General features: G+C 65.0%; 20 protein-coding genes and 3 tRNA genes. 19 read left to right on the forward strand and 4 right to left on the reverse strand.

Features of this window, described 5'->3' with window-relative positions; all coding sequences use genetic code 11:
* The first annotated feature begins 56 nt into the window (after positions 1 to 56).
* The 14 genes from H618_RS0117255 (at position 57) to H618_RS21850 (ending at position 13,213) form a co-directional block, all read left to right on the forward strand.
* Complete coding sequence (locus tag H618_RS0117255) at positions 57 to 2,651, forward strand: motility hub landmark protein FimV (RefSeq protein WP_028696253.1); 2,595 nt, start codon at positions 57 to 59, stop codon at positions 2,649 to 2,651.
* Positions 2,652 to 2,778: 127 nt separating this feature from the next.
* Positions 2,779 to 3,633, forward strand: a complete 855-nt coding sequence (gene truA, locus H618_RS0117260) for a tRNA pseudouridine(38-40) synthase TruA (RefSeq protein ID WP_028696254.1) — start codon at positions 2,779 to 2,781, stop codon at positions 3,631 to 3,633.
* Between the two features lie 59 nt (positions 3,634 to 3,692).
* Positions 3,693 to 4,313: a phosphoribosylanthranilate isomerase gene (locus tag H618_RS0117265; RefSeq protein ID WP_028696255.1), complete on the forward strand. Its 621-nt coding sequence runs from the start codon at positions 3,693 to 3,695 to the stop codon at positions 4,311 to 4,313.
* 240 nt (positions 4,314 to 4,553) lie between these two features.
* Positions 4,554 to 5,447 (forward strand): acetyl-CoA carboxylase, carboxyltransferase subunit beta, encoded by an 894-nt coding sequence (gene accD / locus H618_RS0117270; protein ID WP_028696256.1) that lies wholly within the window; start codon positions 4,554 to 4,556, stop codon positions 5,445 to 5,447.
* Positions 5,447 to 6,754 carry a bifunctional tetrahydrofolate synthase/dihydrofolate synthase gene (gene folC, locus H618_RS0117275; RefSeq protein ID WP_028696257.1) on the forward strand — a complete coding sequence of 436 codons (1,308 nt, stop codon included), beginning with the start codon at positions 5,447 to 5,449 and terminating at the stop codon, positions 6,752 to 6,754. The genes accD and folC overlap by 1 nt, the downstream gene beginning before the upstream one ends.
* Positions 6,738 to 7,412 carry an SPOR domain-containing protein gene (locus tag H618_RS0117280; protein ID WP_028696258.1) on the forward strand — a complete coding sequence of 225 codons (675 nt, stop codon included), beginning with the start codon at positions 6,738 to 6,740 and terminating at the stop codon, positions 7,410 to 7,412. The genes folC and H618_RS0117280 overlap by 17 nt, the downstream gene beginning before the upstream one ends.
* A gap of 111 nt (positions 7,413 to 7,523) precedes the next feature.
* Complete coding sequence (locus H618_RS0117285; protein ID WP_028696259.1) at positions 7,524 to 8,078, forward strand: CvpA family protein; 555 nt, start codon at positions 7,524 to 7,526, stop codon at positions 8,076 to 8,078.
* A 42-nt stretch (positions 8,079 to 8,120) separates the two neighbouring features.
* Positions 8,121 to 9,626: an amidophosphoribosyltransferase gene (gene purF, locus H618_RS0117290; protein ID WP_028696260.1), complete on the forward strand. Its 1,506-nt coding sequence runs from the start codon at positions 8,121 to 8,123 to the stop codon at positions 9,624 to 9,626.
* Between the two features lie 15 nt (positions 9,627 to 9,641).
* Positions 9,642 to 10,853 (forward strand): O-succinylhomoserine sulfhydrylase, encoded by a 1,212-nt coding sequence (locus tag H618_RS0117295; protein WP_028696261.1) that lies wholly within the window; start codon positions 9,642 to 9,644, stop codon positions 10,851 to 10,853.
* Positions 10,850 to 11,623: an SDR family oxidoreductase gene (locus H618_RS0117300; RefSeq protein WP_028696262.1), complete on the forward strand. Its 774-nt coding sequence runs from the start codon at positions 10,850 to 10,852 to the stop codon at positions 11,621 to 11,623. Before H618_RS0117295 ends, H618_RS0117300 begins: the two co-directional genes overlap by 4 nt.
* Before the next feature lie 136 nt (positions 11,624 to 11,759).
* Positions 11,760 to 11,835: transfer RNA gene (locus H618_RS0117305), tRNA-Val, on the forward strand.
* Between the two features lie 65 nt (positions 11,836 to 11,900).
* Positions 11,901 to 11,977, forward strand: a tRNA-Asp gene (locus tag H618_RS0117310).
* Between the two features lie 95 nt (positions 11,978 to 12,072).
* A tRNA-Asp gene (locus H618_RS0117315) sits at positions 12,073 to 12,149 on the forward strand.
* 185 nt (positions 12,150 to 12,334) lie between these two features.
* Entirely contained in the window at positions 12,335 to 13,213 is an 879-nt protein-coding gene (locus H618_RS21850) for a DUF2242 domain-containing protein (RefSeq protein WP_050577341.1), read from the forward strand.
* Positions 13,214 to 13,401: 188 nt separating this feature from the next.
* Here the strand turns inward: H618_RS21850 and H618_RS0117330 are convergent, their stop codons facing one another.
* Positions 13,402 to 14,445: an AraC family transcriptional regulator gene (locus tag H618_RS0117330; protein ID WP_033727760.1), complete on the reverse strand. Its 1,044-nt coding sequence runs from the start codon at positions 14,443 to 14,445 to the stop codon at positions 13,402 to 13,404.
* Positions 14,446 to 14,447: 2 nt separating this feature from the next.
* Complete coding sequence (locus H618_RS0117335) at positions 14,448 to 15,566, reverse strand: nitrilase-related carbon-nitrogen hydrolase (RefSeq protein WP_028696264.1); 1,119 nt, start codon at positions 15,564 to 15,566, stop codon at positions 14,448 to 14,450.
* Between the two features lie 266 nt (positions 15,567 to 15,832).
* Between H618_RS0117335 and H618_RS0117340 the strand changes: the two genes are divergently transcribed.
* Positions 15,833 to 17,869, forward strand: coding sequence for an NADPH-dependent 2,4-dienoyl-CoA reductase (locus tag H618_RS0117340; protein WP_028696265.1), 2,037 nt, complete (start codon positions 15,833 to 15,835; stop codon positions 17,867 to 17,869).
* Positions 17,870 to 17,918: 49 nt separating this feature from the next.
* Positions 17,919 to 18,818, forward strand: coding sequence for a 1-aminocyclopropane-1-carboxylate deaminase/D-cysteine desulfhydrase (locus H618_RS0117345; protein WP_028696266.1), 900 nt, complete (start codon positions 17,919 to 17,921; stop codon positions 18,816 to 18,818).
* Here H618_RS0117345 and H618_RS0117350 read toward each other — a convergent pair.
* Both H618_RS0117350 and H618_RS0117355 read right to left on the reverse strand, forming a co-directional pair.
* Complete coding sequence (locus H618_RS0117350) at positions 18,809 to 19,354, reverse strand: cytochrome b (RefSeq protein ID WP_028696267.1); 546 nt, start codon at positions 19,352 to 19,354, stop codon at positions 18,809 to 18,811. The two genes, H618_RS0117345 and H618_RS0117350, sit on opposite strands and share 10 nt — an antisense overlap.
* Positions 19,355 to 19,424: 70 nt before the next feature.
* Positions 19,425 to 20,411, reverse strand: coding sequence for a DUF1853 family protein (locus tag H618_RS0117355; protein WP_028696268.1), 987 nt, complete (start codon positions 20,409 to 20,411; stop codon positions 19,425 to 19,427).
* A 59-nt stretch (positions 20,412 to 20,470) separates the two neighbouring features.
* Between H618_RS0117355 and H618_RS0117360 the strand changes: the two genes are divergently transcribed.
* The 3 genes from H618_RS0117360 to H618_RS0117370 are packed head-to-tail and all read left to right on the forward strand — an operon-like array spanning position 20,471 to position 23,213.
* Positions 20,471 to 21,361: an NAD(+) kinase gene (locus H618_RS0117360; protein ID WP_028696269.1), complete on the forward strand. Its 891-nt coding sequence runs from the start codon at positions 20,471 to 20,473 to the stop codon at positions 21,359 to 21,361.
* Positions 21,361 to 22,332, forward strand: coding sequence for a metallophosphoesterase (locus tag H618_RS0117365; RefSeq protein WP_028696270.1), 972 nt, complete (start codon positions 21,361 to 21,363; stop codon positions 22,330 to 22,332). Before H618_RS0117360 ends, H618_RS0117365 begins: the two co-directional genes overlap by 1 nt.
* A complete protein-coding gene (locus H618_RS0117370; protein ID WP_028696271.1) occupies positions 22,329 to 23,213 on the forward strand; it encodes a rhomboid family intramembrane serine protease in 885 nt (294 codons plus the stop codon). The genes H618_RS0117365 and H618_RS0117370 overlap by 4 nt, the downstream gene beginning before the upstream one ends.
* Positions 23,214 to 23,223 lie beyond the last annotated feature (10 nt).

Here is a 23,223-nt window from a genome sequence, read left to right on the forward strand (position 1 = left end):
GCAATTTTGTCCTGAAATCGAAGGGTTTTCAGGACGATTCTTACAAGGAAGAGGTCATGCTTCGAATTCGCAAACGAGTACTCGCCATCGCGATAGCGTCGGTGTTGTCGTCTGGCATGGCCAACGCCCTGGTGCTGGGCGAACTGACTGTCAACTCGGCGCAGAACCAGCCGCTGGATGCCGAGATCGAGCTGCTCGATGTGCGCGATCTGACTGCCGCGCAAGTGGCGCCAAGCCTGGCGCCGGCCGAGGAGTTCAGCAAGGCCGGCGTCGCGTATCCGGCCTATCTGCAAGACCTGACCTTCACCCCGGTCATCATTCCCAACGGTCGAAGCCTGTTGCGGGTGACCTCCAGTCGTCCCGTCGCGGCACCGCTGGTGCGTGTGCTGGTGCAGGTGATGTGGCCGCAGGGGCGTCTGTTGCGTGACTACAGCCTGCGTCTTGATCGCCCGGCGGCAGAGCAGGCCAGTGCCGGCAATACCGTTGCCCCTGCGCAGAGCGCGGGCAGCTACACCACCAAGCGCCGCGATACGCTTTGGCAGATTGCCGCTCGCAACAGCAACGGTGGCTCGATCCAGCAGACCATGCTGGCGATCCAGGCGCTCAATCCCGATGCGTTCATTGGCAACAACATCAACCTGCTCAAGGCCGGGCAGGTGTTGCGTCTGCCCGATCAGGCGCAGGCACAAAGCATTCCTCAGGGCGAAGCCGTCGCCGAGGTGGCCGAGCAGTACGCGGCCTGGCGCGAAGGCCGGCGTCTTGGACCGCGCGCCAGGCAGCTCGATGCCACGCGCCGCGGTGAGGCCCAGGCTGCGCCTGATCGCATCGCCCAAGGCGACAACCTGCGCCTGGTCGCGCCGCAGACGCAAGCGGACGCGGCCAGTGGCAACGGCGTCAATGACCAGCTGGCGGTGGCCCAGGAGAGCCTGGATACCACGCGCCGCGACAATGAAGAGCTCAAGAGCCGCATGGGCGATCTGCAAAGCCAGCTGGACAAGCTGGAGAAGCTCATCGCTCTGAAGAACGATCAACTGGCGCGGCTCCAGGCCCAGGGCGACGCCCCTGCGGCGCCTGCTGCGGCGACCGAGCCTGCGCCGGTGCAAGCGCCCGCAGCGGCTACCCCACCCCCAGTGGTCGCCGACCCGGCACCGATCGCCCCTGTGGTCGAGCCGGCGCCGGCGGTGGTCGATACCGAGCCAGGCGCCGATCAGCCAGAGCAAACCCAGGACACCGCCGCCCCAACCCAAAGTACGCTCGACAGCCTGCTGGGCAACCCCGTGCTGCTTGGCTTGATCGCCGGCTCCTTGTTCCTGGTGTTGCTGTTGCTGCTGTTGCTCCTGGCCCGCAAGCGCAAGGCCGAGCAAGAGGCGCAAAAGCACCTGCGCATGGCCCGCGAGCTGGAAGAAGAGGGGCCGCGCGATCCTGATTTCGACATGCCGCTGGACAGCGACGATACGCTGCTCAGCCCGCCGGTGACCCTGTCGCCCGCTGTGGTCGCCGCATCGGCAGCTGCCGCGTCGGCGGCAGCCTCGATCGCCGCGCATAACGCCCAGGTGGCGGCGGCCGATCCGGTCGACACGGCGTTGTTGCAGGCTCAGCAATCGATCGACGCCGGCCGCCTGAATCAGGCGGCGCAAGGTCTCGAGCCGGTGGTTGCGGCCCACCCGCAGCGCAGCGATGCACGTTTGAAGCTGATGGAGGTGTACGCCCGTCAGGGTGATCAGGACGCCTTCGCCGAGCAAGAGCGGCTGCTGTCCGACTCGCCAAGCAATCACGAGGCGGTCGAAGCGCTCAAAGAGCGCTATCCCGCCATGCTGGCACTGGCCACTGGCCTGGGCGCTGCGGCATTGGCCGCTGAGATGGACGAGCAGTATGTGCAAGGCCTGCTGCAAGACAAGGCCCAGCCCGCGCAGGCGCCTGCGGCCGAGCCGAGCCCGGCGCCGCTCGATGAGCCTGCGCCCGGCAGTGCCCCCGGTGATGATGCGTTCGACCTGAGCCTGGACGACGAATTGGCTGGCGCCGCACCTGCGGCCGCTGTCCAGGAGCAGCCAGGGTTCGGGCCGGCATTGACCGAGCGCGATACGGTCGACGTCGAGCAGCTAGCCGACGACGATTTCGAGACCTTGCTCGCCCAGGCGCAGCTCGAGGCCCTCGAACCGCTCGCTCCTGCGGCTGCGGCAAAGGACGACGCAGCTGTAACGGACGATTTCGCCGATTTCGACCTGGACCTCGCCGACACGTCGGCTGCGCCCGGGGCGCAAGCGGCTACCGATGTGGCGGCGAGTGAGCCGCCCTTGGCCGACGACTTCGATCTTTCCTTGTCGCTGGACGACGATTCACCCGCTGCCCGCCAGTTCGCCTCCGAGCTCGACGACGTCAACTCCGAGCTGGACAAGCTGTCCCAGAGCCTGGCCGCGCCTGCGCTGGACACGTCGGCAGCACCCGCGCCGGCTGAGCCTGATCCGGTCGATGATCTGGATTTCGACTTCTTCTCCGGCACCGATGAAGTGACCACCAAGCTCGATCTGGCGCGTGCCTACGTCGACATGGGTGATCACCAGGGTGCGCGCGATATCCTCGATGAAGTGGTCAAGGACGGCGATCAAGCCCAGCGTCAGGAAGCCGAAGAGCTGCTTGGACGTCTGGTCTGAGCCGCGCTTGACGCTGCCGCACCTGCTGCCAGCAAAGGCGGCAGGTGCCCGATCGAGCGACAAGCGTTTCCCTGTGGGTCGGCCCTGATATAATCCGGCGTTTTTCCGATCCGCAGGTCCGTTCGTTTTGAATACCATCGCCAATGACCCGGCCGAGTCCGCTGCCGACGGCTTCACCCGCATCGCCCTGGGCGTCGAATACAAAGGCGCGCGCTACCGCGGCTGGCAGCGCCAGGCCAGTGGCGTGCCCAGCGTGCAGCAGGCGCTGGAACAGGCCCTGTCGATCGTCGCCGATGAGCCGATCACGGTGGTTTGCGCCGGGCGCACCGACGCCGGGGTACATGGCTGCGGGCAGGTGGTGCATTTCGATACCCGCGCACTGCGTGATCAGCGTGCCTGGACCATGGGCACCAACTACAACCTGCCACACGACATCAGCGTGAGCTGGGCGCAGCCAATGCCAGCGGATTTTCACGCACGTTTCAAGGCGGTCGCTCGGCGCTACCGCTATGTGATCTACAACGACCCGATTCGCCCGGCGCACCTGGCCGAGGAAGTCACCTGGAACCATCGGCCGCTGGATGTCCAGCGCATGAGCGAGGCGGCCGAGAGCCTGCTTGGCACCCATGATTTCAGTGCGTTTCGCGCCAGCCAGTGCCAGGCCAAGTCGCCGATCAAACACATTCATCACCTGCGCGTGACCCGACACGGACGCATGATCGTGCTGGATGTGCGGGCGACGGCGTTTCTGCATCACATGGTGCGCAACATCGCCGGCGTGCTGATGACCATCGGCGCTGGCGAGCGGCCCGTGCAGTGGGCGCGCGAAGTGCTCGAGGGGCGTGATCGCCGCCAGGGCGGGGTGACGGCCCACCCCTACGGGTTGTATCTGGTGCGAGTGGAGTATCCCGAGGCCTATTCGCTGCCCGAGCGATATATAGGCCCACACTTTCTTACCGGCTACGAGGCATTGGTGGACTGACGCTGCCAGCGTCATTTGCTACCATCCGGCCCTTCATTCGCCAGCAAGGTTCGCCGCGCATGACCAACGTTCGCAGCAAAATCTGCGGAATCACCCGAATCGAAGACGCCCTGGCCGCTGCCGAGGCGGGCGCCGATGCGATTGGCCTGGTGTTCTATGCCAAGAGCCCGCGCGCCGTCGACATCCATCAGGCTCGCGCAATCATTGCCGCGCTGCCGCCGTTCGTCACCACCGTCGGGCTGTTCGTCAACGCCTCGCGCTGTGAGCTTGGCGAGATCCTCGATGCCGTACCCCTCGATTTGCTGCAGTTCCATGGCGATGAAACCGCCGCGCAGTGCGAAGGCCACGGCCGGCCTTACATCAAGGCGCTGCGGGTGCGTGCGGGCGATGATCTGGAAGCGGCCTGTCAGAGCTACCCCGGGGCTTGCGGCATGCTCCTCGATGCCTATGTGGCCGGCGTGCCCGGTGGCACCGGCCAGGCCTTCGACTGGTCGCTGGTGCCGGCTACGCTGAGCAAACCGATCATCCTTGCAGGTGGCCTGGCTGCCGACAATGTCGGCGCGGCCATCGCCCAGGTGCGGCCCTATGCGGTGGATGTCAGCGGTGGCGTCGAGCGCAGCAAGGGCATCAAGGATGCCGGGAAGATTCAAGCGTTCATGCAGGCGGTGAAGCAGGCCTGAGCCTGGATGTGACGGTTGGCGCTGGGCTATCGTCCATAGTTTTCGCGGCGCCTGGGGCGTCGCTGGTCACTGGGCGGCGCTGCATGGGCAAGCTGGCAGCACCCACGGCATCTCGATGCCACTGATTACAGAGATCGCTGCACGACTCGCAGCGGCTCGAAAATAAAGAACTTTGAGCTCAAAACCGGAGGCGAGCAGGCAAGGCCTGATCCCTACCGGTCATTACTGGAGAAAGAAAGCATGAGCAACTGGTTGGTAGACAAACTGATCCCATCGATCATGCGTTCCGAGGTGAAGAAGAGCTCGGTGCCCGAAGGCCTGTGGCACAAGTGCCCGGCCTGCGAGGCCGTGCTGTATCGTCCGGAGCTGGAAAAGACCCTCGACGTCTGCCCCAAGTGCAACCATCACATGCGTATCGGCGCCCGCGCCCGCATCGATATCTTCCTCGACGAGGATGGTCGAGCCGAGCTGGGTGCCGAGCTGGAGCCGGTCGACCGTCTCAAGTTCCGCGACGGCAAGAAGTACAAGGATCGTCTGGTCGGCGCGCAGAAGCAGACCGGTGAGCACGATGCCCTGATCTCCATGAGCGGCACCCTCATGGGGCTGCCGGTAGTGGTCAGCGCGTTCGAGTTCTCCTTCATGGGTGGCTCCATGGGCGCCGTCGTCGGTGAGCGTTTCGTGCGCGCCGCCAACTACGCCCTGGAACATCGTTGCCCGATGATCTGCTTCTCGGCCTCCGGCGGCGCCCGCATGCAGGAAGCGTTGATCTCGCTGATGCAGATGGCCAAGACCTCGGCTGCCCTGGCGCGTCTGCGCGAGGAAGGCATTCCGTTCATTTCCGTGCTCACCGACCCGGTCTACGGCGGCGTGTCGGCCTCCCTGGCCATGCTCGGTGACGTCATCGTCGGCGAGCCGAAGGCGCTGATCGGCTTCGCAGGTCCGCGAGTGATCGAGCAGACGGTACGCGAAAAACTGCCAGAAGGTTTCCAGCGTTCCGAGTTCTTGCTCGAACATGGCGCCATCGACCTGATCATTTCGCGTCAGGACCTGCGTCCTCGTCTGGCACGTCTGCTGGCGCAGATGACCGGCCAGGAAACCCCGGCAGAGGCGCGGGAAGTGGCTGCTGTCGCGTGATGAAGCCGCAGACCCTCGGCGAGTGGCTCGCCTACCTCGAACAGTTGCATCCCGCTGCCATCGACATGGGGCTCGAGCGTTGTCAGCAGGTGCTGGCGCGTCTCGATCTGGGCACGCTGGCGCCGCGGGTGGTGACGGTGACCGGCACCAATGGCAAGGGCTCGACCTGCGCATTGATCGCCTCGCTGCTGCAGAGCCAGGGTCTGCGCGTCGGCGTGTACAGCTCGCCGCATCTGCTGCGCTACAACGAGCGTGTGCGTCTCGATGGCGTCGAGGTCAGCGACGAGCAACTGTGCGAAGCCTTCGCCGCGCTGGAGGCTGCGCGCGGTGAGATTTCCCTCACCTACTTCGAAATGGGCACCCTGGCCGCCTTCTGGTTGTTCAGTCGTGCGTCGCTGGATGCGCTGGTGCTGGAAGTGGGCTTGGGCGGTCGGCTCGATGCGGTCAACCTGATCGACGCCGATCTGGCATTGGTCACCAGCATTGGCGTCGATCACATCGAGTACCTGGGCGACAGCCGCGAGTCGGTGGCCTTCGAGAAGGCCGGGATCTTCCGTGCGGGCAAGCCCGCGCTGTGCGGCGATCTCGATCCGCCGTTGCCGCTGCTGGAAAAAGCCGCCGAGCTGCGCTGCCCCTTGTCGTTGCGCGGGCGCGATTTCGACCTGGCCGTGACCGATCGGAACTGGCACTGGCGAGGCACCGACGCTGATGGCCGTCCCGTTGAGCTGGGTGAGCTGCCGCTGCTCGATCTGCCGATGGAAAACGCCGCGCTGGCGCTGCAGGCTTTCTTGCTCATGGATCTGCCTTGGGAGCCGGCTCGAGTGCGCCAGGCATTGCTCGACACGCGCATGGTCGGACGCCTCGATCGACGCACCCTGACCTGGCGTGGCAAGCAGGTCGAGTTGCTGCTCGATGTCGGTCACAACCCTCACGCTGCGCATTACCTGGCAGCCAGGTTGGCTCAGCGCGGTATTGCCGGCAAACGCCTGGCGGTGTTCGGTCTGCTCTCGGACAAAGATCTCGAAGGGGTCGTCGCGCCCCTTGTCGGGCGGGTCGATGCCTGGGCCGTTGCACCGTTGCAGACGCCGCGCAGTCGACCGGCTGCTGATCTTGTCGAAGCCCTGACGAACCTTGGCGCTGCGGTGAAGTCTTACCCCAGCGTCGATGCTGCCCTGGAAGGGCAGTGCACGTTGGCCGATGCCGAGGATCAGGTCCTGTTGTTCGGATCGTTCTTCTGTGTCGCCGAGGCGCTCGAATGGCTCGAGCGTCAGGTTCCGGAGGGTGGGGCAGATGGCATTGTTGGATAAAGGGGTCAAGCAACGGATGGTCGGTGCGCTGGTGCTGGTGGCGCTTGCGGTCGTCTTCCTGCCGATGCTGTTCACCCGTCAGGATGAGCTGCGCGAGGTGCGGGTAGAGGCGCCGGCCGCGCCGCAAGCCGCAGCGCAGCCGGATGTTCAGGTAGAGCCCGTTGCGGTCCCCGAGCCGCAGGCATTGCCCGATGAGCCGGTGCAGGCTCCCGTGGTGGTCAATGAGTCCACCGCGCCTGTCACCACGCCGAGTCAGCCGATCACGCCGTCGCCGCAGGCGCAGAGCCAGGCGGCCAAACCGCAGCAACAGGCGCAGCCGCAGACGCAGCCGCAAAGCCAGCCCGCGCAGCAATCGGCCCCAGCCGCACAGGCCCCTGCGAACAAAACCGCTGCCGCCTCCAAGGTGGATGGCAATGGCCTGCCGGTGAGCTGGTCGATTCAGCTGGCGAGCCTGTCCAGCCGCGCCGGCGCCGACAAGCTGCAGAGCACCTTGCGCAGCAAGGGCTACAACGCCTATATCCGCACTGCCGACGGACTCAATCGGGTGTATGTGGGGCCTGTGATCGAGCGGGCCGAGGCAGACCGTCTGCGCGATGTCATCAATCGACAGCATCAGCTCAAAGGTTTCGTGGTGCGTTTCCAGCCAGAGCGAGGCTGAACGCCATTTTCCTCAGGTGCCCGTGCCGCCGCGCGGCCACCTGACATTCCGCTTACTCCCAGCCCATCGCTCTGGTAAAATGCGCCGCCTCAAACCTCAGCAGGCAGCAACGTGGCATTTTCCTGGGTTGACTGGGCGATCATCGCGATCATCGCCGTTTCCTCACTGATCAGTCTCAAGCGTGGCTTCGTCAAGGAAGCTTTGTCGTTGCTCATCTGGATCGTGGCCGGTGCCGTGGCCTGGATGTTCGGCGGGTCGCTGGCTCAGTACCTGGAAGGTTATATCCAGACGCCTTCAGCGCGAGTCATCGCGGGGTGTACCATTCTCTTCGTCGCCACCTTGCTGGTGGGGGCGATGCTCAATTTCCTGATCGGCGAGCTGATCCGTGTCACCGGCCTGTCCGGCACCGATCGATTCCTCGGCATGGCGTTCGGCGCCGCGCGAGGTGCGTTGCTGGTGGTGGTGGCCGTCGGGCTGCTCAGCCTGGGTCCGGTGCAGCAAGACCCATGGTGGCAGGAGTCCAGCCTGATACCTCGGTTTCTGTTGATCGCGGACTGGTCGAAGAACCTGATCCTGGGCTTCACCGGTCAATGGATGTCCAGTGGGGTCGGCGCTTCAGCCGATCTTCCATTCAAGGAACAGATGCTCGGGCCTCTCAAGCCCTGAGCGTGTTTCAGTCAAGTTTTATCAAAGTAGGGGTTGCGTCGCATGTGTGGCATCACCGGTATTGTCGGTAAGTCGAACGTCAATCAGGCGCTGTATGACGCGCTAACGGTCCTCCAGCACCGCGGCCAGGATGCTGCCGGTATCGTGACCAGCCATGACGGCCGGTTGTTCCTGCGCAAGGATAATGGCCTGGTGCGCGACGTCTTCCAGCAGCGCCATATGCAGCGCCTGGTCGGCCACATGGGTATCGGCCACGTGCGCTACCCGACAGCTGGCAGCTCGACCTCGGCCGAGGCGCAACCGTTCTACGTCAACTCACCGTACGGCATCACCTTGGCGCACAACGGCAACCTGACCAACGTCGAGCAGTTGGCCAAGGAGATCTACGAGTCCGACCTGCGCCACGTCAACACCAGCTCCGACTCCGAGGTGCTGCTCAACGTGTTCGCCCACGAGCTGGCCGTGCGCGGCAAGCTGCAGCCTACCGAAGAAGACGTGTTCGCCGCAGTTTCCCACGTGCATAGCCGCTGCGTCGGCGGCTATGCGGTGGTGGCGATGATCACCGGTTATGGCATCGTTGGTTTCCGCGACCCGAACGGTATTCGTCCGGTGGTGTTCGGTCAGCGTCATACCGACGACGGCGTCGAGTACATGATCGCCTCCGAAAGCGTCGCCCTCGACGTGCTCGGCTTCACCCTGATTCGCGACCTCGCGCCAGGCGAGGCGGTGTACATCACCGAAGAAGGCCAGCTCTACACCCATCAGTGCGCAACCAGCGCAAAACTCAAGCCGTGCATTTTCGAGCACGTCTACCTGGCCCGTCCCGACTCGATCATGGACGGCGTCTCGGTGTACAAGGCGCGCCTGCGCATGGGCGAGAAGCTGGCCGACAAGATTCGCCGCGAGCGCCCCGAGCACGATATCGACGTGGTTATCCCGATTCCGGACACCAGCCGTACCGCGGCGCTGGAACTGGCCAACCACCTGGGCGTCAAGTTCCGCGAAGGCTTCGTGAAGAACCGCTACATTGGCCGTACCTTCATCATGCCGGGGCAGGCTGCACGCAAGAAGTCGGTGCGCCAGAAGCTCAACGCCATCGAACTGGAGTTTCGCGGCAAGAACGTGATGCTGGTGGACGACTCCATCGTCCGTGGCACCACCTGCAAGCAGATCATCCAGATGGCCCGTGAAGCCGGCGCCAAGAATGTCTACTTCTGCTCGGCGGCTCCCGCCGTGCGCTACCCCAACGTCTACGGCATCGACATGCCGAGTGTTCACGAACTGATTGCGCACAACCGTACCACCGACCAGGTGGCCGAGTTGATTGGCGCCGACTGGCTGGTCTACCAGGACCTGCCCGACCTGATCGAAGCCGTCGGTGGCGGCAAGATCAAGATCGAGCAGTTCGACTGCGCGGTGTTCGACGGCAAGTACGTCACCGGCGACATCGACGAGGCCTACCTGGAGCGTATCGAGCAATCGCGCAACGACCTGGCCAAGGTCAAGAACCAGGCGGTCAGTGCGATCATCGATCTCTACAACAACTGATTTGGGAGCGACGGCATGACGGATCAATGGGATGCCGGGCGACTGGACAGTGACCTGCAGGGCGTCGGTTTCGACACCCTGGCAGTGCGCGCCGGTCAGCACCGCACACCGGAAGCCGAGCACAGCGAAGCGCTGTTCCTGACTTCCAGCTACGTGTTCCGCACCGCAGCCGATGCTGCGGCGCGTTTCGCTGGCGAAACACCTGGCAACGTCTACTCGCGCTACACCAACCCCTCGGTGCGCGCCTTCGAGGAGCGCCTGGCGGCGATGGAAGGTGCCGAGCAGGCGGTAGGCACGTCCACCGGCATGGCCGCGATTCTGGCGATCGTCATGTCGCTGTGCAGTTCGGGCGATCACGTGCTGGTCTCGCAAAGCGTGTTCGGCTCGACCATCAGCCTGTTCGAGAAGTACTTCAAGCGCTTCGGCATTCAGGTCGATTACGTGCCACTGGCCGACCTCGATGGCTGGCAGGCGGCGATCAAGGACAACACTCGCCTGTTGCTCGTCGAATCGCCGTCCAACCCATTGGCCGAGGTCGTGGATATTCCGGCGCTGGCCGAAATCGCCCACGCTCGCAATACCCTGCTGGTGGTCGACAACTGCTTCAGCACGCCGGCCTTGCAGCAGCCCCTGAAGCTGGGCGCGGACATCGTCTTCCACTCGGCCACCAAGTTCATCGACGGCCAGGGCCGTTGCATGGGTGGCGTGGTTGCCGGGCGCAGCGAGCAGATGAAGGAAGTGGTCGGGTTCCTGCGCACTGCCGGGCCGACCTTGAGCCCGTTCAATGCCTGGATCTTCACCAAGGGCCTGGAAACGCTGAAGCTGCGCATGCGCGCGCACTGCGAAAGCGCTCAGGCGCTGGCGCAATGGCTGGAGCAGCAGGAGGGCATCGAGCGGGTGCACTACGCCGGATTGCCGAGCCATCCACAGCATGAGCTGGCCAAGCGGCAGATGAGCGGCTTCGGGGCGGTGGTCAGCTTCGAGGTCAAGGGCGGCAAGGAAGGGGCCTGGCGCTTCATCGATGCTACCCGCACCATTTCCATCACCACCAACCTGGGCGACAGCAAGACCACCATTGCCCATCCGGCCACCACCTCTCACGGTCGCCTGTCGCCGCAGGAGCGTGAAGCTGCGGGTATCCGCGACAACCTGATCCGCGTCGCCGTGGGTCTGGAAGACGTGGCTGACCTGCAGGCCGACCTCGCGCGTGGGTTGGCAGCACTGTGATCGAAGCGGCAGATGCCGATCCCGGCCATAACGGCCGGGTGGCGCTGGTCACAGGTGCCGCCCGCGGCATCGGCCTGGGTATCGCCGCCTGGCTGATCTGCGAAGGTTGGCAGGTGGTGCTCACCGACATCGACCGCAGGCGCGGCTCACGCGCTGCCAAGACCCTGGGCGACCATGCCTGGTTCATCCTCATGGATGTGGCTGACGAGGCTCAGGTGCGTGCTGCGGTGTCGGAAGTGCTCGGCCAGTTCGGTCGACTTGACGCGCTGGTCTGCAATGCCGGCGTCTCCGACCCCCATAATCCTGCGCTGGAAAGCCTGCCGCTGAGCACGTGGAATCGCACCCTGGCGGTCAATCTGACGGGGCCGATGCTGCTGGCCAAGCACTGCGCACCTTACCTGCGCGCCCATGGCGGTGCCATCGTCAACCTCGCCTCGACCCGTTCGCAGCAGTCCGAGCCGGATACCGAGGCCTATGCGGCGAGCAAGGGTGGTCTGGTGGCCTTGACCCATGCGCTGGCCATCAGCCTGGGGCCCGAGATTCGCGTCAATGCGGTGAGCCCGGGCTGGATCGATGCGCGCGACCCCTCGCAGCGGCGCGCCGAGCCGTTGAGCGCCGATGAGCATGCCCAGCATCCGACCGGCAGGGTAGGGACGGTAGAAGATGTCGCGGGCATGGTCGCGTGGTTGCTTTCTCGTCAGGCAGGCTTCGTTACGGGTCAGGAATTCGTGGTCGATGGCGGCATGACGCGCAAGATGATCTATCGCTAATCGACGGTGGCCGTGGCGGTCGCCAAAGGTGCATTCGGCAATCAGGGCTTTTTTAAAAAAAATTCAATGCCGGTATTGACTTAGCTTCGTTACCTGCGTAAATTTCGCGGCCTCAGAGAGCGACACGCTACACAGCGGGTGATTAGCTCAGCCGGGAGAGCATCTGCCTTACAAGCAGAGGGTCGGCGGTTCGATCCCGTCATCACCCACCACTCTCTGAGATGTTCCTGAATCTGCCGTCACCTTCGGGTGGTCGTCAGTAGAGAGGGGCACATGCGCAGCGGTAGTTCAGTCGGTTAGAATACCGGCCTGTCACGCCGGGGGTCGCGGGTTCGAGTCCCGTCCGCTGCGCCACTTTTTCTCCAGATGGGTAGCGATACCGGTCTGAGGCTTCCAGGTCATCCTGGAGTCAGATCCCAGTTTCAAGCAGGCGCAAGCCTGTACGATACGCAGCGGTAGTTCAGTCGGTTAGAATACCGGCCTGTCACGCCGGGGGTCGCGGGTTCGAGTCCCGTCCGCTGCGCCATCTTCGCCTCAAGGTCCCTAGAACACCTTGAAGCACATCGAAAGCGACCTCCGGGTCGCTTTTTTTGTACCCGGTGTTTGCCTGTCGGGCCTTGGCGTTGCTCGAACCCCTGTGCTGACCGGCGGTTCCTGTCACCTTGCGATGTGATGCACAATGGGCGTCGTTCGTTTTCTTCGGTAATGGCAATGTCTAGATCAACCGTTCCGGCCGCGCTCGTCGTCGCTTTGGCGCTGGCGGGTATATCGGCTTGTGCGGCGAAAAAAACCGCCGTGTACGAGCATGAGAACTTCGACGACTCAGGCACCTATTCACGCAGCTTCCCGGTCAGCGAGGCGGGCTCCTGTGAGGCGGCCCGGCGTGCGTTGCTCAGCCAGGGCTACATCATTACCAGCAGCGACGCCAGCCAGGTGTCGGGTAACAAGAGTTTCCAGCAAAACAGCGAAAATCATCTGCAGATCAGCTTCAACGTGACCTGCGCGCCGGACAGCGGCGACGAGCAACGCTCGACCATGTTCGCCAATGCCCTGCAGGATCGCTACACGCTGAAGAAATCCAATACCTCGGCCAGCCTTGGGGTGGGGATTCTGGGCTCTGTGTCGATGCCGATCGGCTCGAGCGATGACTCGATGGTCAAGGTCGCGAGCGAGACGGTGACCGCCGCGCAATTCTACGACCGTTATTTCGCGTTGGTGGAAAGTTACCTGCCCAAACCCAGGCCCGACGCCGAGCGCAAGGCCGTGGAACCTGCCGCGCAGGCCAGCAAGCCCGCCACGCCGGCGCCTGCCCTGGGGCTGCCTGAGCCGGCTGGCAATCCACCTGCGGCTGCGTTGCAGCCGGCTGCACCGGCTTCCGTTGCCGAGCCCGCGCCCGTCGCCGACAGAGTGTCGCAAGCCGCCCAGCCCGAGGACACCACCCAGGGTTCGCAACCCGTGCCACCACCGGCTGAGGCGCAGCCTATCCAGGTACAGACACCGGCAATATCCCAGCCCGCGTCGCAGAGCGCCGAGACAGGGGCTCAGACTGGTGCCGAGCGTTCACCCGCGGTTACAGATCAGGCGGAATAATTTCCAACCGCTCTGCTACGTTTATCCAGGTGTCATCAAGGGTTCATCAGCCGCTTTTAGCGTGGTTGAACGACTACATCGGGTGAGTGAGAAGGAGACAGGCCAATGGACGACTATCAGGAAGAACTGCTCGAAACCCAGGCCCATGACCTGGACACCGTAGAATCGGCCGAAGACGCAACCGAGCTCTAGCTCAACTGCCGTCGTTGGCGTCGAAATGCCCCCGGCGTGCCGCCTGTCCAGCGCTTGAATGCGCGCTGGAAGGCTTCCGCCGAGGCAAACCCCAGCAAGTAGGCGATTTCCCCAAAGCTCAAGGCCGTATCGCGAATATAGGTTTCCGCCAAATCGCGGCGGGTGTCGTTGAGCAGCTCGCGAAACCCCGTCCCTTCTTCTGCCAGCAAACGGCGCAGCGTCCAGCTGGGCAATTGCAACTGTTGCGCGACGTGTTCCAGATCAGGTTCCCGCCCGCCGCTGAGCTGCGGCCCCAGCAGATGAGTGATGCGCTCGCGCAGGGTGCGCACCCGGGTACGCTGCTCCAGCTCCGCTTCGCACAGTTGCAACAACTGGTGCCAGGTGCTCGGGCAATGCTGAGGGTTATCCCGGCTCAGCATCGCGTGGCTCAGACGCAACTGATTGCCGGCTGCAGCGAACTGTACCGCGTGGCTGCACAGCGGCAGGTAAGCGTCGGCGTAAGCGGGGGCTTCGAATTCCACCTGCAGGCGTTCGGCTAGCAGCCGCTCGCCCGCCACGCTGGACAACTGGTTGAGCCAGCCGCTTAGCAGCGAATCCACCACGAAGCGGTTGTAGTCGTTGTAGGGGCTGATCGAGTAGAAACGCAGCCAGCCGCCCTCGGCGTCTTCCTCGAAGCTGCAGCGGCCCCGGTAGTTGCTGGCATACAAGGGTTCGAAGCGAGTCAGCGTGCGCGCAGCGTCCCTCACCGTAGGCGCCTGCGCGGCAGTGATGCCAGCCAGGCCGGCGTTGGCCAGGTGGCTGCAACGGCCCATGCGCAGACCCAGCGCCAGGTCGCCAGAGGCGTGTATGGCCGCGTGGCCCAAGTGCATGTAGCGAGCGATGGAGAGTCTGGCGCCAGGCTGGGCTAGGCGCTGGGCATCCAGACCATAGCGTTGCAGCAGCTCGGCAGGGTCGTGGCCGAGTTGGCGCAAGGCCTCGCTCAGCGGCTGCACGAATCCCACCGACAGATCACCCAGGCGCAGCCGTGGACGCTCGCCCATGCCTACAGCCACAGGTTCAGAAGGCGCGCGCCCTCGCTGGGCGGCCCCGTCAGTTGCTGGCCGGCGGCGTTGATGAAGCCTTGTCCGGCCACGCCTTGCTCCCAGAATTGCCCGCGCATGAACACGCTGATGCTGATGAGCTCGGCACTGGCCGAGCGGGTCAGGTGACGCCAGGCCTGTTGTTCACTGACCTCGCCGCGGCGTATGGGCAACGCCTCGGCGGCGCTCTGGTGGCGATTGCCGCGCCAGGGTTGCTGCCAGCCGTCCTTGCCAGGGACGAAGGCTGGGTTGACGATGAGCTGGACTGATTGCTCGGCCAATTGCCGGTAGTTGTCCGGGTACCAACTGTCACTGCCGACCAGCACCGCCAGACGCCCGGCGGGCGTTTCCAGCACTTGCGCCGGGGCTGACCCGGCGGGCGAAACGAAGCGCCGCAGGCCGCTGTCGGGGTAGCGCTGCGCCTGCGGCTGGCCGAGCACGCGGCCGTCGCTGGCAAAGACCACGCTGCTGTTGAACAGCGGGCCATCCCCGGCATGCAGTACGCCCTGGCTAACATAAGGCGCCGGCAGGATGATCGAGCCGGCCACCAAGGTGATGCCAAACTGCCTGGCCAGGCCGCCGAACACTTGCTGATAGTCGGCCGCCATTTGCTCGGCCTTCATGCGCAGATGGGCATCGGCGCGGCGATCTTCGCCACTGGCGCGCAGCAGCGCGAAGCCATAGCGCAGTGGGTTGCTCAGTTCCAGCCATTGCCACGCTTCGCGGCGGTGGGTGACCTGGTACAACTGGCTCTTTTCGCCGCGGGCCCACAGCCAGGTGCCGATATGCTCGGGCAGCACCACCACGGTCTTGCCACTCAGCAAACCTTGCTCATCGGCCTGCTGGAGATAAGCCGACAGCTTGCGTTGCAGCCGGGTCAGGTTCTGGTAATCGCTGGGAAACAGCAGCGGCTCCACGCCGAGCAGGTTGCCGCGCTCGCCGGGTGTGCCCTGGTTGATCGCAAGTTCGATGCGCAGGTCCGACAGGTAGTGGCCTTCCGGACGTTGCATCGTCCAGAAACCATAGGCGCCGAGTGCGGCGATCAGGACCAGCGCCAACGCGCCGGTAAGCAGTTTTTGCATGGACAGGGGTCTACGGGATTTCATCGCTACAAGGGTACGAGCAAACGTTCCTGGAACAAAGGGCCTTCGCGCGCTGCGCCGCAGGCGCTCAAGTGCCAATCTGCTGGCCAGGGGTTGGACCTGCTGCACGATACGGTTACTCAATTGTCAGTTTCGATCATTGAGCTGGAAAGCGTTGCTGGGTACTGTCGGCTGAAATCGAATGAAGAGGCCCACCGTTTCGAGGCCTCGCTCGCCGTGATAACGCCTGAATCCGGAGTCAGCCCATGACTGCCACACCCTATCCGCACCTGCTTGCCCCCCTCGACCTCGGCTTCACCACGTTGCGCAATCGCACCCTGATGGGCTCGATGCACACCGGCCTGGAAGAACGCCCGGGCGGTTTCGAGCGCATGGCCGCCTACTTTGCCGAGCGTGCCCGTGGCGGTGTGGGGCTGATGGTCACCGGCGGCATCGCGCCGAACGAGGAGGGCGCGGTGTATGCCGGCGCCGCCAAGCTCAGCACGCCGGCCGAGGCCGAACGGCACCGGGTGGTCACGCAGGCCGTGCATGCGGCCGGCGGCAAGATCTGCCTGCAGATTCTGCACGCCGGTCGCTATGGCTATAGCCCCAATCAGGTCGCACCGAGTGCCTTGCAAGCCCCGATCAATCCCTTCAAGCCCCATGCGCTGGATGAAGCTGGGATCGAAAAGCAGATTGCCGATTTCGTCCATTGCGCGGTGCTGGCCCAGCAAGCCGGCTATGACGGCGTCGAGGTGATGGGCTCGGAAGGCTACTTTATCAATCAGTTTCTCGCCGCCTGCACCAATACACGTACCGACCGCTGGGGCGGCAGCTTCGACAACCGCATGCGCCTGGCGGTGGAGATCGTGCGTCAGATCCGCGAAGCGGTCGGGCCGGCGTTCATCATCATCTTCCGTCTGTCGATGCTCGACCTGGTTGCCGGAGGCAGCGACTGGTCAGAAATCGTGCAGCTGGCCAAGGCCATCGAGCAGGCCGGCGCTACCCTGATCAACACCGGCATCGGCTGGCACGAGGCGCGTATTCCCACCATCGCCACCAAGGTGCCCCGCGCGGCGTTCACCAAGGTCACCGCCAAGCTGCGCGGTGAGGTGAGTATTCCGTTGATCACCACCAATCGCATCAACACCCCCGAGGTGGCTGAAGCGGTGTTGGCGGCGGGCGATGCCGACATGGTATCGATGGCCCGGCCGTTCCTTGCCGACCCGGAATTCGTCAACAAGGCCGCAGCCGGTCAGGCGCAGTCGATCAACACCTGCATCGGTTGCAACCAGGCCTGCCTCGACCACACCTTCGCCGGCAAACTCACCACTTGCCTGGTCAACCCGCGCGCGTGCCATGAAACCGAACTCAACTATCTGCCCGCAGCCACGATCAAGCGCATCGCGGTGGTCGGTGCCGGGCCTGCGGGCCTTGCGGCAGCGACGGTGGCCGCGCAGCGCGGGCATCAGGTGACCTTGTTCGATGCCGGTAGCGAAATCGGCGGCCAGTTCAATGTCGCCAAGCGCATTCCCGGCAAGGAAGAATTCTTCGAAACCCTGCGCTATTTCGCTGACCGTTTGCAGCGCACCGGCGTGCAGGTACGCCTCGATACCCGTGTGGATGCTCAGGCGCTGATCGCTGAAGGCTTCGACGAAATCCTCCTGGCCACGGGCATCAGCCCCCGAGTTCCGGCGATTCCTGGCATCGATCACGTCAAGGTTCTCAGTTACCTGGATGTGCTGCTGCAGCGCCGTCCGGTGGGGTCGCGGGTGGCGGTGATCGGTGCCGGGGGCATCGGCTTCGATGTCAGCGAGTACCTGGTGCACCAGGGCGCGGCCACCAGTCTCGATCGTGAGGCGTTCTGGCGTGAATGGGGCATCGACCCGAGTCTGCAGGCCCGAGGCGGCGTTGCCGGGGTGCAGGCGCAGCCCGAGGCACCGGCGCGTGAGGTGTACCTGTTGCAGCGCAAGGCTTCGAAGGTGGGCGAGGGCCTGGGCAAGACCACCGGCTGGATTCACCGTGCCGGGCTCAAACAGCGCAATGTGCAGATGATCAGCGGCGTCGAGTACCTGGGCATCGACGATGCCGGCCTGCATGTGCGGGTCGGCGAGGGCGAGCCGCAGCTGCTGGCCGTGGACAACGTGGTGCTGTGTGCCGGTCAGGAACCGCTGCGTGAACTGCAGGACGCGCTGCTCGCCGCCGGCCAGTCGGTGCACCTGATCGGCGGCGCCGATGTGGCTGCCGAGCTGGATGCCAAGCGCGCCATCGACCAGGGCTCACGGCTGGCCGCGCAGCTGTAGCGCGCGGCAGTACCCGGCCATTGAGCGCCAGGCCGGGTACACTGGCGCGATGAACACTGACTTCACTGATTTGCCCCATGCGCCCCTGCAACCACTCAAGCTGCCCTGGCTGGAGCAGGCCGGGGTGCGTGCGGCCATGCTGCGTCTTGACCTGATCGACCCGCTGATCAGCGGCAACAAATGGTTCAAGCTGCGCCATCACCTGCTGGCGGCAAGGGCCAGCGCTGCACCGGGGCTGATCAGCCTGGGCGGCAACCATTCCAATCACCTGCATGCACTGGCTGGCGCCGGACAGCGCTTTGGCTTTGCCACGGTCGGCCTGCTGCGCGGGCATGCGCAGCAGACGCCGACCGTCACCGACCTGCAGCGCTTGGGCATGCAGCTGCACTGGCTTGGGTACGGCGGTTACCGCGCCCGTCACCAGGCGGATTTCTGGACACCCTGGCACGCCCGCTACCCAGGCTGGCATTGCATCGCTGAAGGTGGCGGCGGGATTGACGGCGCCCTGGGCTGCGCGGCCATGGTCGAGCAGGCGCGGGCGCAACTACCTGCGCTGGGCTGGGAGGACTACGACGCCTGGTGGCTGGCGGTGGGCACCGGCACCACGCTGGCCGGTCTGGTGCTGGCCGAGGCCGGTGCGCACGGGGTGCATGGCGCTCTGGCGGTGCCGAGCGATTACGGCGTGCAGGAAAACGTTCGGGCGCTTGCCGGTGAGCACGGCTACCACCTGCATGACGCCTGTCGCGGCGGCTTCGCCCGCATCGACGACGCGCTGCTGCGCTTCATCGACGAGACCGAGCAGTCCACGGGTATCCCTCTGGAGGCGCTGTACACGGGCAAGCTGTTGATGGCCCTGCGCGAGCGGGTGAGTGGCGGGCATATAGCCCGCGGCACTCACCTGATCGTCGTGCACAGCGGCGGCCTGCAAGGCCGGCGCGGTTACTTGTAGGGCAGCATGCGCTCCAGGGTGTTATCCCGGCGAACCCAGTGGTGATAAAGCCCGGCCAGCGCATGCAGGCCGATCAGCCAGTAGCCCCAGCGCCCGACCTGCACGTGCCAGCCCTTGATGAACTTGGCCAGGTCCGGATTCGGGTCGATCAGCGCGGGTAACTCCAGGCCGTAGAACGGGATGGGCTTGCCCGCGGCGCTGAGGATCAGCCAGCCGGCCAACGGCATGCCCAGCAGCAGCAGGTACAGCAACAGGTGCATCAGGTGGGCCAGACCAATCTGCCAGGCCGGTGGCTTGGGCACGATGGCCGGCGTCTTGTAGCGCAGGCGCGCCGCCAGGCGCACCCAGACCACCGCGAACACGGTCAGGCCGAGCATGAAGTGCAGGGCTTTCATCAGGTCGCGTTCGGCGCTGTCCCGGGGGAACAGACCGCGTAGCTCGATCAGGGCATAGACGGCGGCCAGCAGCACCAGCGTCAGCCAGTGCAGGCCAATGGTCAGCCGGGCGTAACGCGCCGGCGGGTGAGCGGAGATCATGGGGGGTCCTCATGGGGCAGTTCACGGTGGGGGTCGCGCTCTTGCTGGCGCGTGAAAAGACGCAACGGGCCTAGTTTAGGTCCGGCCAGCTGTCGGCCACCAGAAATACCCGCTCCGCTTCCTGCCAGATCCCCTGCGAAGATGGCTGCAACCTGACCAACAGCCGCGCAGGCGACTGCGCATCGAGTTCGCGACGCCACTGTTCGAACTGCACGCCCGACCACACCTGATGCTCATTCATGGCCGCAGGCGCCAGCCAGTGTTGGCGCTCGAGCATCTGCCAGCGACCCGGCCCGCGCTCTAGCGCAAAGCGCGGCCAGTCACGATGGCGCAGCCAAAGCCCGCGCAGGTGCTCGGCGCTGGCGCCGGCGGGGGCACTGCACGGGCTGGCCCAGGGATAGAACAGGTAGCCCCCCAGCCATAACTGTGACTGCACCTGCCCGATATCCAGCGCGTGCAACGCCGACTGAGCTTCGGCGCGCGCCGCCATGGGCAGTTGATGCGTCGCCAGGTGGCTGAGCTTGCTGCCCAGGCGATCATGGCAACCCGGCCCCAGCCACTGCGCAGGGTCGGCCGCGCAGCCCTGCTCAGGGCCCAGGTACAGCTTGATCGCCAGTTCCAGGTGATGCACGCCGGTGTTATCGCGCAGCAGCACATCCAGCTCACCCAAGGTACGCCCGGCCTCGCGGATCGGCAGGTTGCGCGCCAGCAGTTCGATGCCCGGCGCCTGTTCCAGGGCAAAGTGCCAGAGGCGCTCGTAGTACAGGCCCAGGCGCCCGCTGCTGCGCTGTGCCAGCCAATGCTCGAGCGGCTGGCTGTGGCGGTCGAGCTGCTCCAGCCAGTTGCGCAGGCGTTGGGGATGGTCGGCCCAGGCACTGCCGGCCAGCGGGTGGCGCTGGGCGGCGCCCGGCTCACTCATCAACGGCGGCGCCAGCAGCGCCCAGGCCAGGTCGCGCACGGCGCTGCGGCGCAAGGTGCGCGGCAGGGTATGCAGGTCAGGGAAGGGGTTCATGCTGCGAGCATAGCTGGTTTGCTGCCAGGCGGCAGTTTCGCCCATAATTCGCCCACAGTGCCGCAAAGGCCGTTCGCAACCCGCCGTAGCCCAGCAGGAGCCCCATGGAGCAATTTCGCAATATCGGTATCATCGGCCGCCTTGGCAGTACCCAGGTGCTCGACACGATCCGCCGACTGAAAAAATTCCTCCTGGAACGGCATCTGCACGTGATCCTCGAGGACACCATTGCCGAAGTGCTGCCAGGCCATGGCTTGCAGACCTCCAGTCGCAAGCTGCTCGGTGAGGTCTGCGATCTGGTGATCGTGGTCGGCGGTGATGGCAGCCTGCTCGGTGCGGCGCGGGCGCTGGCCCGGCATCACACGCCGGTGCTGGGGATCAACCGCGGCAATCTGGGCTTTCTCACCGACATCCGCCCCGATGAGCTGGAAACCAAGGTCGCCGAGGTGCTCGACGGCCATTACCTGGTGGAAAACCGCTTCCTGCTGCAAGCCGAGGTGCGCCATCACCACGAAACCGTCGGCCAGGGCGACGCGCTCAACGACGTCGTGCTGCACCCCGGCAAGTCGACGCGGATGATCGAATTCGAAATCTACATCGACGGCCAGTTCGTCTGCAGCCAGAAGGCCGACGGCCTGATCGTCTCCACCCCGACCGGCTCTACCGCCTACGCGCTGTCCGCCGGCGGGCCGATCATGCACCCCAAGCTCGACGCCATCGTCATCGTGCCGATGTACCCGCACACCTTGTCTGGCAGGCCCATCGTGGTCGACGGCAACAGCGAGCTGAAGATCGTGGTGTCCAAAGACCTGCAGATCTACCCGCAGGTGTCGTGCGACGGCCAGAACCATTTCACCTGCGCCCCCGGCGATACCCTGACGGTGAGCAAGAAGTCGCAGAAGCTGCGGCTGATTCACCCGCTGGGGCACAACTACTACGAGGTCTGCCGCACCAAGCTGGGTTGGGGCAGCCGCCTGGGAGGTAGAGACGACTGATGCTCGATCCGGCGCGAAGTTTCGACATCATCGGCGACGTCCACGGTTGTGCGCAGACCCTGGAACGCCTGCTCGACACCCTCGGCTATCACCGGCTGGGCGGGGTCTGGCGTCACCCGCGGCGCCAGGTGCTGTTTCTTGGCGACATCATCGACCGCGGCCCGCGCATCCGCGAGGCCCTGCACCTGGTGCACGACATGGTCGAGGCCGGCCAAGCGCTGTGCATCATGGGCAACCACGAGTACAACGCGCTGGGCTGGGTCACGCCGGCGCTGCCGGGCAGCGACAAGACGTTCGTCCGCGAGCACACCCCGCGCCATGCCCGGCTGCTCGCCGAAACCCTGGAGCAGTTCGCTCAGCACCCCGGCGACTGGCACGACTTCACCCAGTGGTTCTACCGCCTGCCGCTGTTCCTCGATGCCGAGCGCTTCCGCCTGGTGCACGCCTGCTGGGACCCGAGCCTGATCGGCCAGTTGCGCCGGCAGTACCCCGACGGACGCATCGACCAGCATTTCATCCAGGCGTCCGCGGTGTCCGGCAGCTTTGCCTCCAGCGTCTGCAACCGCCTGCTGCGCGGCACCGACATGCGCCTGCCCGGCGGCATGACCCTGACCGGCGGCGATGGCCTGACCCGCGCGTTCTTCCGCACCAAGTTCTGGGAAGACGACCCGCAAACCTATGGTGACATCGTGTTCCAGCCCGACGCCTTGCCCGAATCAGTGGCGCGCACCCCCCTCGAACCGAGCCAGAAAACCGCCTTGCTGCGCTATGCCGAAGACGAGCCGTTGCTGTTCGTCGGCCATTACTGGCGCAGCGGGCCGCCCGGGCCGCTGCGGCCGAACCTGGCCTGTCTCGACTACAGCGCCGTGCTATACGGAAAGCTGGTGGCCTACCGCCTCGACCAGGAAACCCGCATCGACCCGAACAAGTTCGTCTGGGTCGATGTGCAGCGCGCGCAGGCCGCCCCATGAGTATCGTTCAGGTCATGCGCCTGCCCCTTGCCCACGACCTCAGCGGCTTCGTGCAGATGCTGCAGCGCCTGCGCGTGCCGCACCGGGTCAGTGAAGAGGGTGATGTGCAAGTGCTGTGGGCGCCGCAGGCGCTGGCCGATGAGCTGCGCGAGTTGTATCGGCGTTATCCCCAAGGCGACCCGAACCTGCAACTGCAGGGTGCAGAGCAGGACGCGCCGGCGTCGCGTCAGCCGAGCGCGCCCTCGCTGCTCGACCAGGCGCGGGCGTGCAAGGTCACCTTTGCGGCCATTCTTCTGAGCGTGCTGGTCGCAGGCATCACCAGCCTGGGCGACAACCTGGCCACAGTGGGCTGGTTCACTTTCCTCGAAGTGCGCGTGCAGGGCGACTACCTGCACTTCACCTCATTGGCCCAGGGCCTGGCCGACGGGCAGTACTGGCGGCTGTGGTCGCCGATGTTGCTGCACTTTGGCGTGCTGCACCTGGCGATGAACAGCCTGTGGTATTGGGAACTGGGGCGGCGCATCGAACTGCGCCAGGGGCCGTGGATGCTGCTTGGCCTGACCCTGCTGTTCGCCCTGGTGTCCAACCTCGCGCAGCATTTCACCAGCGGCCCCAGCCTGTTCGGCGGCTTGTCCGGTGTGCTGTATGGCCTGCTCGGACACGTGTGGCTGTACCAGCGGCTGGCGCCCAACGCGCAGTTCGCTCTGCCGCGTGGTGTGCTGGTGATGATGCTGGTGTGGTTGCTGGTCTGCCTGAGCGGGGTGGTCGGCCAGCTGGGGCTGGGGCAGATCGCCAATGCGGCGCATGTCGGCGGACTGCTCATCGGTTGCCTGACCGGCCTCTTGGGCGGCGCATTGGCGCGGCGTAAACTATCGGCTTGATTCTGGAGAC

This window comes from Pseudomonas cremoricolorata DSM 17059 = NBRC 16634, assembly GCF_000425745.1.
Lineage (GTDB): Bacteria > Pseudomonadota > Gammaproteobacteria > Pseudomonadales > Pseudomonadaceae > Aquipseudomonas > Aquipseudomonas cremoricolorata.

Excerpts from the sequence above, each read along its gene's own strand:
- H618_RS21850 (WP_050577341.1), top strand. The coding sequence starts at position 12,335 with ATGTCTAGATCAACCGTTCCGGCCGCGCTCGTCGTCGCTTTGGCGCTG.
- H618_RS0117295 (WP_028696261.1), top strand. The coding sequence starts at position 9,642 with ATGACGGATCAATGGGATGCCGGGCGACTGGACAGTGACCTGCAGGGC.
- H618_RS0117330 (WP_033727760.1), bottom strand. The coding sequence starts at position 14,445 with ATGGGCGAGCGTCCACGGCTGCGCCTGGGTGATCTGTCGGTGGGATTC.
- H618_RS0117345 (WP_028696266.1), top strand. The coding sequence starts at position 17,919 with ATGAACACTGACTTCACTGATTTGCCCCATGCGCCCCTGCAACCACTC.
- H618_RS0117280 (WP_028696258.1), top strand. The coding sequence starts at position 6,738 with ATGGCATTGTTGGATAAAGGGGTCAAGCAACGGATGGTCGGTGCGCTG.
- H618_RS0117335 (WP_028696264.1), bottom strand. The coding sequence starts at position 15,566 with ATGCAAAAACTGCTTACCGGCGCGTTGGCGCTGGTCCTGATCGCCGCA.
- H618_RS0117360 (WP_028696269.1), top strand. The coding sequence starts at position 20,471 with ATGGAGCAATTTCGCAATATCGGTATCATCGGCCGCCTTGGCAGTACC.
- H618_RS0117265 (WP_028696255.1), top strand. The coding sequence starts at position 3,693 with ATGACCAACGTTCGCAGCAAAATCTGCGGAATCACCCGAATCGAAGAC.
- H618_RS0117355 (WP_028696268.1), bottom strand. The coding sequence starts at position 20,411 with ATGGGCGAAACTGCCGCCTGGCAGCAAACCAGCTATGCTCGCAGCATG.
- H618_RS0117255 (WP_028696253.1), top strand. The coding sequence starts at position 57 with ATGCTTCGAATTCGCAAACGAGTACTCGCCATCGCGATAGCGTCGGTG.
- H618_RS0117350 (WP_028696267.1), bottom strand. The coding sequence starts at position 19,354 with ATGATCTCCGCTCACCCGCCGGCGCGTTACGCCCGGCTGACCATTGGC.
- purF (WP_028696260.1), top strand. The coding sequence starts at position 8,121 with ATGTGTGGCATCACCGGTATTGTCGGTAAGTCGAACGTCAATCAGGCG.
- accD (WP_028696256.1), top strand. The coding sequence starts at position 4,554 with ATGAGCAACTGGTTGGTAGACAAACTGATCCCATCGATCATGCGTTCC.
- folC (WP_028696257.1), top strand. The coding sequence starts at position 5,447 with ATGAAGCCGCAGACCCTCGGCGAGTGGCTCGCCTACCTCGAACAGTTG.
- H618_RS0117340 (WP_028696265.1), top strand. The coding sequence starts at position 15,833 with ATGACTGCCACACCCTATCCGCACCTGCTTGCCCCCCTCGACCTCGGC.
- H618_RS0117370 (WP_028696271.1), top strand. The coding sequence starts at position 22,329 with ATGAGTATCGTTCAGGTCATGCGCCTGCCCCTTGCCCACGACCTCAGC.
- H618_RS0117365 (WP_028696270.1), top strand. The coding sequence starts at position 21,361 with ATGCTCGATCCGGCGCGAAGTTTCGACATCATCGGCGACGTCCACGGT.